This window comes from Bacillus sp. SRB3LM (assembly GCF_015712745.1).
Taxonomy (GTDB): domain Bacteria; phylum Bacillota; class Bacilli; order Bacillales; family Bacillaceae_G; genus Bacillus_A; species Bacillus_A thuringiensis_K.
Genome location: NZ_VWVQ01000078.1, coordinates 667,857 through 680,512 on the forward strand (window position 1 = coordinate 667,857; position 12,656 = coordinate 680,512).

The following is a 12,656-nucleotide window of genomic DNA, read 5'->3' on the forward strand; positions in this document are numbered from 1 at the left end:
ATGCTTTTGATAGTACAAATAGCCTTCTTTCTCCTCAAAAGCTCTAAATATTCTTCTCTCTTTCACTTAAGCATATCCCTCATACTCTATTTTTGTTTCTCTGAAATTGCACTCACTTAGTAAAAACGTTACTGTTATAACAATTGTATCTTCAGAAAGTTGATCACCTCCCATCGACAATATGCTAGGAGGTTATTACAGTTATTTAAAATTTGATTTTTATTTTAATGGATTCGATTTTTGCAAATAATAATGTTATTTAATTTGAGAGAAGCGAATACTAAAAACATACTGCTTAATAACTCGTAATTAAGTCTTTCCCCTCATATCTAGGGTCTTTCTCAACTTTACCATCTTTTGTTTTGATGACTTTTAGTCTACCTAACCACTCTGCTCCGTTATATGTCTCTTCACTTACCCATACATTATGCTTTTTACCATCTACCTCAACTACTAATGTGGGGTGTGTAAACATGAATTCCTTCTCTACATGCCTACCTACAATTTCTGCATGTAATGATGTACCTTCTTCAACTAATTTACTATTTTGATACCCTTCGATAATAGGTAATCCAATAAATACAAAAAATATCAGTCCAAATACGATTACTTTCTTCTTTGTACTCCATTTATTCTTTTCTTTCAATTCTTTCTGTCTCGCTTCTCTTTCTTCGCGTTCATCCAAACTCTCATTTAAAGCATCTTCCCATGCCTTAATTTCCGCTTCGATTTCTGCTTCAGCTCTTGCTAGTTGTTCTAGTTGTTCATCGGTTGCTACCATCTCATATGAGTTGTCTCCAACCAAACGAATTTCAGCACCATTTTCTTTTACTTTTCGCAAGTCTTTTTCTGTACAATTAAACTCTCGAATGATTTCCCCTTGTGTGTTTACCAGTCTAACGTAAATGTTTTTTTTCTCCTTCTTCTTAAACATCTGAACTCCCCCTTATTTGTTTCCTATCATAGATAACCCTATTGCAATAAGATAAAGAAAACGATAATAAGGAAAGTCTTCCCTTTGCTTACTTGTGTTGTAGAACCTTCCAAGACAGCCCATATAAAAATTGGGAAAAGAAGAATACCTAGAAGAATATCAACTAACTTTTTGCTACTCTTCTTTAGTGGTTTTTCTTCTACCATCGGTTTTATCTGAACAGCTTCTTTTCTTATTTGTTTCGGTTTCTTTTTCTTGCGTCTATGATTCACCCAACTTACTCCTTTTAGAATAACTTTTTCCTAACTATAAAAATACCGAAAGATCCCCATTTTCATCGTATAGGATAAAATGATTTATTTCTTCACAAATAGATTTCCACCATAAAAAACAGTCTATGACTATTATTTACAAATGTTATTTCAACTTTTATTTTATTCTTTTTCTATTCGCTATAAATTCTTGACGTTCTTTTTCATGTTGTTCCCACGTAATACTAGATATTTAGATTCTTATTCAATCAAAAATAGACTTTCCTCTTTCCATGTTGGAAGAGGAAAGTCTATTTATTTCTAAATATATTATAGCCCTTGTTTTATTAATAATTGTTACTTATTATTTTCAGCCTTGTTCTTTATCGTTTTTACAAATTCATTTCGCCATATTTTAAAATTATGAGCAAATTTTCCTTCAATAGAATTTTTATATCCTTCAAATTTTACTTCTAAAATATCAAAGTCATTGAATAATTTATATGTCTCTGCCGTCAATCCTACTGGGTGTAATACCCCACCATAATCATAGAAAGTGTCTTCATCGAGAAGTATTCCTCTTGTAGTAATTACATACTCTACATCTTTTTCTTCCTCAGTACTCAACCTCACTACACTTCCTAAAGGCAAAACTTTCTCCATATAATCTTTCATATTAATTCACCGATCCTTTTAATACGATAATTTTCTCTTCTATTTTTTGTCGCCTTTTTTCTAATTGGCGGATACGATCAATAAAAGCATCACGTGTTTTACCTTGCAAACTATTATCAATACTACTTTCTAATCTTCTAATATCTCCTGTCAAAGATACAGCTGCTTTTTCAAGTTGCATAACAACGTTAATAATTTGATCTCGCCCACCACTGTCCGGAAATGTACTATGAACCCTCGACATTATCATATGTAAATCCATCCTCATACCCCCTTCCTTAACATTTATCAATAATAGGAAACCGAAGCTAACTCTTCATCTTTTGCTATCATAGAAATTACCGCATCTGTTACATCTTGACTTAACTCTTTTAAATCATTTGAAAGTTCGTTCACATCTCTGGAAATCTCTACCAATAATGAACGATTTAATCCTCTACTACCATCATTCATAAAATAGTTTAATAATGATTGGCGATGGCTTCTTACATAATCTCCAGCAATTGAAGCAATATTTGTATCAATTTCAAAGTCACCTTTAAATACATCTAAAATATCTTGAACAAGAGAAGATGCTACTTCTTTTGCAATTGCTATAATTTCATCACGGGATAAATAAAGAATGATGCATCCTACTAAAAAATCTACAGCTGCGTTAAATACTGATTCTAACACTTCAAGTACCTTTTCCTTACATTTTGCTAATTTATTCTCTATCCAATCCACAGCCGCATTCACCTGATTTCTAACTTCTTGTATAACTTCCTTACTAAATTTCAAAGCTTTTTTTCCTGTTTCTACACCTATACTTGCTATTTTTGTTGCTAGAGCACTAGTATCTCCCACTACTGTTATTGCAACTAGAATTGCACTGACTGGGGTTCCATTTACCACTAAATCCACTACAACTTCTTCTGTTGTACTTAATGTTTTTTTTCCAGTGATTCCTTTATATAGGTCCCCAGCAGATTCTGATATTTCTAAAAAACCAAATTTCCAATCAAATCCTGTTTCGCTAACCTTTTTCAATTTATCTATTGCTACATTCCCATTCCTAGAATAAAATTTTGGATCATATAAAAAAGAATGCCCTTCCCCATTTTCCATTTTATAAACCTGTCCAGGTATTACAAAATCTGCGGCCTTAATGGCGCCATACAAAGGATCATATTCATTTATAAGACTGCGGCAATTTTTCATATTGGTCCCGTATCCGTACTTAACCACATCTTTATTTAAAACAGGCGCAGGATTTAAAGCTAATACGTTTATATTATCTTCTTGATGTCTTAATGCAACTGTATTCGCTGCTCCGCCACCTAAGGAGTGCCCTAGTAAAGTTATCTTCTTTCCTTTATTCTTCGCCTTGACTTTTTCATAAAATTTTTCTGCTTGACTATACTGAAATTCCGCTAATGACCCCAATATAGGTGAATTAGTTAAATTATGTAGCCCAATTGCTCCATCGGTTGCTAAATCGCCTACCTGATTCGGTTGAGTTCCAACGTATACTATGAAAATCTCATCCGTATCTTTACTTCGTAAGGCATATGCTCCAAACCCTGATGTTGGATGGTTATCATCATCAGCTATAAGCTCAGCATTAAAATTTTTCTCTAATTCCCTCTGATTTGTCTTTTCATTTGAATTACTATATATTTTCTCTTTCCCATTATATTGATAAATATCTCTACCAGCTAACCTCAGCTTACCTACATCGCTATCTATTTTAAAGTCCTCTTCATTTTTCATTTCTCTCCCCACATTAAACTCCTCCTAATATAAATTATTGCTGATTTATATACTCCTTTTCATAATCTATATATTCTTTTTTGGAATTTTGATTATTTTCTTCCCTAGCATGATAATATGTCGAAATTTCTTGATTTCGCTTTATAATTTTATTCTCTTGTTTTTCTTCATAATTTACCGAAATAGTAATTTCCATTATTCTCATATTATTTTCTTTTGCATCATTAGGTGTATTAAATTCAATCATTAATACTGCAGAATCAAATTTATCATATTTTAAATTTAACTTATCATTAATTATGCTTTTAAACTGTAATTCCGTTAAATTATAGCTTATTATGCTCGGTTCACTAAATCTTTTTTTATCCTCACTTGGCTTCAATTTACTCAGTCCGTTTAACCCTCCAAATATTAATTTTACATATGAAATATCTATGCCTTGATTCTGGGGTATTAAACGGGATTTTTCATTTTTTAAAATTGTACTATAAACAGTTTCTTTTTTGTAATTTTGATTGTCACCAACGTTTTTGTCATTTTTTATATCAGTAGCAACCTTTTGAGTTGTTTCCCCATATAAATCTTTATCTTTCACATTATATACTCCATGAGTTGTTTGATATATTATCCTACTATGTTCACCGTCTTCTTTTTCTTCATAAGTACTATCGCTAACCTCTTCTTTCACATACGCATACCCATCATCACTCGCAGACATAACAGTCTTCATGTCCCCTTCATCCAACGCCTTTACTAATCTCTCATACTCTATCTTCGTCTCCCCAAAACCACATCCACTTAATAAACTTGCCACTATTGACACGACTATCATCACCTTAGCTTTCTTCTTTAATTTCATACTGTCACCTCGTTAGTTACTCTAGGCATTTTTAGTTTCATTATGTTCCCTTTTTGATAGTAATACACTTCATCTTTACCTAATGGCGCTTCGTTGCTTATATATTTTATGTTGAAGATACTTTGATCATTTAATGGCATTGCGATAATTGCTGCTGTTAGCTTACTTCTCATTTTCATAGGTAGAGCTTCACGATTTCGGTCCATGTAGTCGTGGTGACCTGCTAATACAAAGTAAATACCTACTGTACGAGATAAATCAATTAAAGTCGCTGCATCCTCCATTTCTAAATAAACAAATTTACTAAACTCTTCAACATTTGTCATGATAATGAGTTGTTTTGTGAATGCAGGAATTTCTCTACCTTCTTGTCTTGCTTGCGCTAATTCAAGAGCTCGTTCGCGAATTACTTCCATCCAATACTTCGCATGCATATTGATTTCATTTTCGTCTACAATGTAGTGCGTCACATCGTCTTTATATTGAACGAAACTATACTCTGCTGTATCCACCAACGTCACACTTTCAAAATAATCTTTATTCAATTGAGATAGGATGCTAGATACAATTTGTTTTCTCATACTATCATCTACACTATAAATCATTAAATGATCATTCACTGCAATATCATGAGCTACAACTTCTACGTTTGCAAAATCAAGCCCCATTGGAATTCTTGCTGCTTGTAGAGCTTTTGTAACGTCTTTATTTTTACGATAAGTAGCAATATCAATAATTTCTGGCATCATTGGAATTGCCTTCGGACGTTCTCCATCCCATTCTCGGTCCATATCATTTGCTTCTTGTTGTAATAATTGAATTTGCTGTAATTCATCTTCTGCTTTCGTAGGTAATGCAACCTGGAATAATGTGGGAGATTCTAGTTTTATTAACGCTCTTCCTGCTGTTTCTTCCACTTTTATATCAGATCTCCCTACAATACTAGCTACTTCACTTTGATCAATCATATATAGGCAAGTTTGGATTTTAATATTATTGTACAATTGAATTCTAAGTGCATTTTGTCGCCCTGCACTAATTAAGGTATGAATTCCTAAACTTGCACCATCTCGGACAATTTGCATAATTAGCATTTCAAAGCTTTCATAGAACTTCGCTTCTTTTACTGCATCATAATTGTCGATTGCAATAATAATATGTGGTATTTCTTTCCCACTTGCCTTTTCATACATTTCAATATTTGCAACGTCATATTCACTTAATAATCGTTTACGATTTTTCATTTCCTGAGTTAATCTTTCAACAAACTTTAAACATTTTTCAGATTCGTCAATCGTAATCGTATCCGCTACATGAGGTAATCCTTTTAAAGGTAGAAGACCATTTGTTCCAAGGTCCACTAAATACACATGCAAATGCTCCGGACTATGCTGACGAGCTACATCCATAATGACTGATTGTAAGAATGTTGATTTTCCGTAGCCTGGACTTGAGAAGACCGCTACGTGTCCGTCTTTACTAATATCTAGTGTTAATGGTGTTTGTGATTGTAATTCAGGCTGATCTAGTAGACCAATTGTTGCTTGTAATGGTTTCTTTTCTTTCGTCCATGCTTCTTTGAACTGAATAGCATGTAAGTCTTGTAAATATACGCTTTCTGGAAGTGGTGGTAACCACGGTCTTGCTAATGCTTCAATTTCATTTATTTCTGCGTAATCGTGAATGTAGTCAATAACAGCATCCAGTTCAGATGGTACGCTTATTACTTCTTTACTGCTACCAAGTCCACTTAAGTCTTCACTTAATATTTCATATTGTCCTAGATCATTTATTGCATAGATTGTTGCATCTAAATGTTCTTTATCCTCTTTATTTTCTACATAGTCTGCTCCGCTCCAAGCTGATTGGAATAGTTCATAAATTTCATTATTCCCAACTTGTAAGTAAGCACGTCCTGGTAATGTAATTTCAGCAGCATCCGGTGTTTTTAAAATTTCATTACTATCTGACGTATTTTGAACTTTTAATGCTAGTTTGAATTTCGAGTTACTCCAAATTTGATCATCTACAACACCACTCGGTTTTTGCGTAGCTAATATTAAATGGATTCCGAGCGAACGACCGATACGCGCTGTTGAAACTAACTCTTTCATAAACTCTGGTTGTTCTGACTTCAGTTCCGCGAATTCATCACTAATTAAAAATAGATGTGGCATCGGTTCACTTACTAAGCCTTCTTTATACAGTTTTTGATACTGATTAATATGGTTTACATCATTTTCCCCAAATAATCGTTGTCTTTTTTGTAACTCAGCTTTAATTGATGCGAGCGCTCTCATACTTTGTGCTCCATCTAAGTTCGTAATTGTTCCTAATAAATGCGGTAAGTTTTTGAATAAATTCGCCATACCGCCGCCTTTATAGTCAATTAGTAAAAAGGCTACTTCGTACGGATGGAAATTAACTGCTAGAGATAAAATGTACGATTGTATAATTTCCGATTTACCTGAACCTGTTGTACCTGCTATTAATCCGTGTGGTCCGTGTGCTTTTTCGTGTAAATTTAAGTTTACGATATCTTCTTTACCACGTAATCCAAGTGGTACAGCTAAAGATTTATGCGCTGCATTTTTCTCCCAACGACTTGTGATATTCAGTTCTTTTACTTTTTCAACGCCGTACATTTCTAAAAATGTTACGCTTTCTGGAATACTATTTTTTAAGTTTTGCAAATGATTTAATGGTGCTAATGCCCGTGAAATATCTTCTAAATTAAACCCTTTCGGTACGTGATTTAGTTTAAATTGACGGTTAACAAGCTCTCCTTGCTCTAAGATGATGTTCCCTTGTTTTGCATCTCTTATATCTATTACCGTTTTCACATGCTCCGGTAAACTTTGCATAACATCTTGTACAAATACAAGTGATACACCTAATTGACTCGGATCATCATTAAAGAATTCCATAACAACATGGTCTAATATTAGTTTTTCATCTGTAATGAGAACGACATAGTGCGGTGCAAAGTACATTTTTTCATTAGTAGAACTTTTTTCATCTAGTTTTAATTTTCGTTCTTTCAATATTTGATACAAACTATTTAACACTTGATCACGGCTACGATCATGGTATACAAATCCACGTACATTTATATCGCGAACACTTCCATGAGGTAACCAGCGCATCCAATCCCATTTTTCTTTTTCTTCTTCCGGAAAAATAGTAATAAACTGCAAGTCATAATAACTATGGAATAAAGCCGTTTGTGCAACTAATAATTGTAATTGCTCTAACACTAAAGAGCGTTGGCCAATATAACCGACTGGTCCATTCATTAAATCTGTTACAACTGGTACATCTTCCAATGATAGATAACGCTGTCTTAGTTCACGTGCTATATCGATTAATTCATCTTTCGTTTGACTAAATTCTTCTTCATTAAATTGAATTTCAAAACTCGTATTAGCTTGTCCTGTTCCAACGCTAAATGTTAAGAAATCATGATGTAACATTGTTTTTTCATAAATTCTAGGATTTACTTGAACTGCCATATTACGTATTACTTCTACATTTGGATTGTGATAATGTAATGCGTGACGCTGTTTTTCACTTTCTGCATGTAAATCTTTCGTTTTTTGTTTTATATACTCTCTATAGCTTTTATCTCGTTCAACAATGTCGACTTTATATTGCTTCAAATTTTTAATATACGATGTGACAGAAACAATGATTGTTACTAATGTCATCGCAATCGATGCGATAATAAACATTCCATATTTCATGAAAATAGCAAGTAATACAGTTACGACAATCATGACAAGTGAAGGTGCAATGATTCTTGCTAAATGCTCCGTTGGTTTTGATGGCATACTTGAAGGCTTTGCAATTGTCATTTTCTCTTCTGGTTCACGGTAAATAATACGTGGTGAACGATGATAGTCTGGATAACCACTTTGATAATTCGTTTCTGATTCTACTAAAATAGGTAACGCAGATTTCACTTTATCTTCTGAAGAAAGTACTTGAATGTCTTCACTACCAATCTCCAATAAAATACCATCAAAATATAATACGTCTCCTGATTCCAACATAACGCTATCTTTTAACTTCGTATAATTATGAAATACATCCCCGCCATACACGTTCACTTTAAAAGAATCGTACAACGTTTCGCGAGATAGCATTAAATCTACACTAGTCCCGGTAATAGAAATATCATCGTAATCGTTTTGACTCACTGTAAGAGAATGTTTCGTTCCAATATCAAACACTTTAGTTGTGCCAACAATAGATATAAAGATTTTCAAGCTCACATCTCTTGTTTTCCCAATCTCAATTTCCTTATTGAATTCTATTAATTGATCCTGTACCATCCAAGCATTTACTTCATTATTCCACTTTAACTCTACTTCTTGTTCTAAACTTGGATTCGTAATATCATTTGTCCACTCTTTTCCAATCGACACTATTGATTGCTCATTTGGATGTAATGTGCACTTATATATCTTGTCTCCATAAGTCAATACTAATAGTTGCTCCATCCGTGTTCACTGCTCCTTTTCAACTGTCTCATCAAGTGCTTACTCTTTTTTCTCTGTGTCCGACAAATTTTTATCGTTTGATGAATTGCCATATTTCTTTTTATATTCATCTAATTGTTGCTCATATGTTTTTAACTTTTGATCACGTTCTTCCCCTGATAAATCCGGATTATTTTTCAGTGATTCAATTTGTTTAACAAGGCCGTACATAATAAGCTGAGGATCATCAAGTGTCTTAGCTAAATCTAATGATTTATCAAAATTACCTTTTCCATTATACATCCAATACAGCAAATACTTTTCATCACTTTTCAAACTAATATTTTTCATAATCGATTTCTTTTGAGCTTCACCTAGTTTTTCAGCTGTAATGTATGCAAATGCTAACTCATATTTAGATGCAATCGGTAATGATTCAAACTCCTCTTCATTCAATTGCGTAATGACTTTGTCATAATCAGTTGCTATGAAACTTGCATTTGCTTCTAACAATTTATTTTGATAAGGAAATTTTATAAAAGTGAAATATATTAAAGGAGCAGCTAAAATAACTGTCGCCCCTATGAAGGAAAAAGCTAAGTATTTAAATGATTTGTAGCTTTTTTTAGGTACTAACTGCATATTTTTTTCTGTTTTTGTTTGTTCCTTCTCAAAGCTGTCATCAAGAAACTGCAGTAATGCATCTAAGCTTTCCATTTGAGCAACGGTCTGTTCAAATGTTGTTTCTTTTGCATCTTTTAGTAACCCAGCATACAAATCATCAAAGTTATGTTTTTGGGAGAATAAAGCAATAATTAGACACTTATATTGTGTTAAAAATTGCTCTTCTAATAACGGGGTTGGCGGAACAATATCTCGAATTCCTCTATGTATAATACTTGGTATTAAATTAGCATTAAAAACTATATTGTCTGGATGTAAAAAGAACGTGATTCGTTTATTTAAATATTTACGAAACTGCGCAACATTCCGAAGTAGTCTTAATTTCTCATTTCTTCCAAAACGGCTAAGATCGTCCCACTTATGTAATTTTTTATCTACTTGATATAGAAACGTAAACATATCATCCGTTTCTTCTATTGTTAATGGTACAAATTCAGATGATTCGCCCGTAATTATATCGAATTGACGGAAGTCTTTTATACGTGTTTGAGATTTGGTCATCTCCAATTTCCAATTTTCTTTTTCTATTTGAAATTGATAGTTCATTGCATCAATTTGAATTATTTTTTCCGTCATGTTTATCCTCTTCTCCTTTTCTTTATAACCCGTAATAACTTATTTTCAAATAACTAAAAGTAAAAAATATTCTTTATAAAACTTGCAAAATATCTCCATCTGTTATTTGGTGATCAATTAAACGATCATTATCTGTTAAAACAATTGACTTATTTTTCACTTTAATTACAAAATGTGAACCTTCATGATTATCAATCTTTAGCGTATCTAATAAGTTTTTTAATAAATATTTAATAGATTGATGATTCGGAATACGCAAATCATATGTATTTCCATTCCATTTACTAAAATCTACTGTCACATTGATATGTGTTTGTATTGCCATCGCTTTACCTCCAACTTTTACGAAGAACCGTATAAATACCGATGCAAATAAGTAGAATGCCGCCGCCAAATAATAATATTATTGTTATACTAATTGGCTCTTCATTCATTGTTTCATTACTCGCTACTTCATCTGCACTTTTTCTGACAATGTATTCACTGCTAAACAAACTATTTTTCGTATCTTTAACACTATTATTCTCTTTTGGTTTTGTAAAAAGAGAATCTCGCAAAGCTTCCATATCTTTTTGTTCTTTCTTTTTCTTTTTCTCAATTTCTTCTTCTATATCTTTGTTAAATAACTCAATCGATGCTTTATCTAATTCTGTTTCCTTATGTTCCTTTTTATTTTTTTCTTGGTCGCTTTCTTCAAGTCGATCCACTTTAAACTTAATCTTCCCATCATCACCAAGATAACTGTCAGCCGCGCTCCTTATCGGTAGCGCGACAAACAGTAAAAGGATAGAGAGAAATGATAACTTAGCCACTATGCTCCATTGTTTGATCATTTACTTCTTTTTCCTCCCATTTCTTATGCCATACAAATAGATTACTAACCAATCCAATAATGGCAATTACAAACAATACGACAAAAATAACTTTCCCAGTATCTTTACCACTAATAAAATCATTTAGAAAACTTTCTATATACTGAAGCGGTGAGAATTGACGTATCTTTCCGACAGACGACATTTGATCTACTTTACTTCCAACTGCCTCAGTTAAAAACAGGTACATGCTTAAAAATACTAATAGTATAAACATTCCTACCATTTTTATTTGTCGTAATAAGTAGGTTGAGACTAATACAAACGCCATCATAATAAATGTGATGAACGCAATCCATAGTAAACTTTGATCCTGACCAAACTTTAAAAGACGCCCAGAAATGATACCTATACTAATCCCTTCCACAATTGATATACCGAAAGCTACTACTGTAGTTGGTACATTCATATCAATTAATGAGAATTTCTCTTCAAAATGATCTGATTGCATTCTTTTCTTTTCTTGATTCGCAATTGCGTATGCTGTAAATAATGCAACAATGAAACAAGTTAATACAATTAAGTATGGTGTAAAAGCATTTCCTGCTACAATTACTCCATCATTTTGCTTTTGAACTGGACTAGCTAAAAAGTCATATAGCATCTCATTTTGACGATCTCCAATACGGCTATTGGCTAAAATTTTCGTAAAGTTTTTGGAGAATGATTTATCATCTTCCATTTTCTTCGTAAAGTCATTTAATAATAAATCAGCTTTTGAAACAATTGTCGTTCCGCTGTCTTGAATTTCTTTTGCTTGTCCATTAATTTGATCAAATGTTTTATATACATCGTCTGAAGTTGCTAAACTATGCTTCGAACTTTCGACCAATGACTGACTTTGCATCATTAATGATTTAATACCAGAATCTAACGATAAAATAGCTGTTTGCTCACCAGCATGATTTGTTGTTAATACTTGCTGCTCTTCAACTAGCTTTAAGCTATTCTCACGCCATTTCGCTAAACCTTTTAAATACTCTCCTAAATTTTCATTCATACTAGTTGCTTGTTGCGTCGTTCCATTTAATTTCTCCGCTAGTAGCATAGAATTTTGATCCGCACTAGTAATAGATTGTTGATAAGAGTTTATTTTTTGTTTTAAACCTGACATATCTTGTTTTATTTCTGTAGTAATACTTGATGAAACAAGATTTGAAATTAAATCAATTAAGCTTTGTTTATTTAATACGTAGTACAAAGATTGATCCGTCGCAATTGCATCTAAACTTCCTTCTTCTAACTTAGGACCTACATCTTTCGTTCTTAAATCAATCCCATAATACATTTCGTAAAGGCTCATTAAACCTTGATAACTTTCGACTGTATCTACTGCTTCTTTTATTAATACACTAGAAGTAATATCTGTTATTTTTTCTGTTTTTTGATGTATAACTTGATTCGTTGTACTTTCAATAACTTTACCGTTATCTGTTCCCGTTTCGCCTCCTGGATTTCCTCCGGTTCCGTTATCTGTCCCCGTTCCGCCTCCTGGGTTTCCTCCAGTTCCGTTGTCTGTTCCCGTTCCGCCTCCTGGGTTTCCTCCAGTTCCGTTGTCTGTTCCCGTTCCGC

Annotated in this window: 8 protein-coding genes and 4 pseudogenes; all 12 read right to left on the reverse strand. The window is 33.0% G+C overall.

Annotated features, from left to right (window positions below; translation table 11 throughout):
- Positions 1-295 precede the first annotated feature (295 nt).
- Positions 296-934, reverse strand: a complete 639-nt coding sequence (locus F3I02_RS26915) for a hypothetical protein (RefSeq protein WP_196478596.1) — start codon at positions 932-934, stop codon at positions 296-298.
- 12 nt (positions 935-946) lie between these two features.
- A pseudogene (locus tag F3I02_RS26920) lies at positions 947-1,206 on the reverse strand (hypothetical protein).
- A gap of 336 nt (positions 1,207-1,542) precedes the next feature.
- Positions 1,543-1,860, reverse strand: a complete 318-nt coding sequence (locus F3I02_RS26925) for a DUF4176 domain-containing protein (protein WP_000656387.1) — start codon at positions 1,858-1,860, stop codon at positions 1,543-1,545.
- A gap of 1 nt (position 1,861) precedes the next feature.
- Positions 1,862-2,122, reverse strand: coding sequence for a hypothetical protein (locus F3I02_RS26930; protein ID WP_000363091.1), 261 nt, complete (start codon positions 2,120-2,122; stop codon positions 1,862-1,864).
- A gap of 26 nt (positions 2,123-2,148) precedes the next feature.
- Positions 2,149-3,612 (reverse strand): lipase family protein, encoded by a 1,464-nt coding sequence (locus F3I02_RS26935; protein ID WP_033689279.1) that lies wholly within the window; start codon positions 3,610-3,612, stop codon positions 2,149-2,151.
- Positions 3,613-3,646: 34 nt separating this feature from the next.
- Positions 3,647-4,471, reverse strand: coding sequence for a DUF3952 domain-containing protein (locus tag F3I02_RS26940; RefSeq protein WP_000768475.1), 825 nt, complete (start codon positions 4,469-4,471; stop codon positions 3,647-3,649).
- Positions 4,468-8,697, reverse strand: a pseudogene (essC, locus tag F3I02_RS26945) (type VII secretion protein EssC); the annotation flags it as partial. The gene F3I02_RS26940 and the pseudogene essC, both read right to left, overlap by 4 nt.
- A pseudogene (locus F3I02_RS35180) lies at positions 8,692-8,973 on the reverse strand (FtsK/SpoIIIE N-terminal domain-containing protein); the annotation flags it as partial. The pseudogenes essC and F3I02_RS35180, both read right to left, overlap by 6 nt.
- 39 nt (positions 8,974-9,012) lie before the next feature.
- Entirely contained in the window at positions 9,013-10,212 is a 1,200-nt protein-coding gene (gene essB / locus F3I02_RS26950; RefSeq protein ID WP_196478598.1) for a type VII secretion protein EssB, read from the reverse strand.
- A 73-nt stretch (positions 10,213-10,285) separates the two neighbouring features.
- A complete protein-coding gene (locus F3I02_RS26955) occupies positions 10,286-10,537 on the reverse strand; it encodes an EsaB/YukD family protein (RefSeq protein WP_001007571.1) in 252 nt (83 codons plus the stop codon).
- Positions 10,538-10,541: 4 nt separating this feature from the next.
- Complete coding sequence (essA, locus tag F3I02_RS26960; protein WP_000595655.1) at positions 10,542-11,045, reverse strand: type VII secretion protein EssA; 504 nt, start codon at positions 11,043-11,045, stop codon at positions 10,542-10,544.
- Positions 11,017-12,656: pseudogene (locus tag F3I02_RS26965) on the reverse strand (type VII secretion protein EsaA); the annotation flags it as partial. The gene essA and the pseudogene F3I02_RS26965, both read right to left, overlap by 29 nt.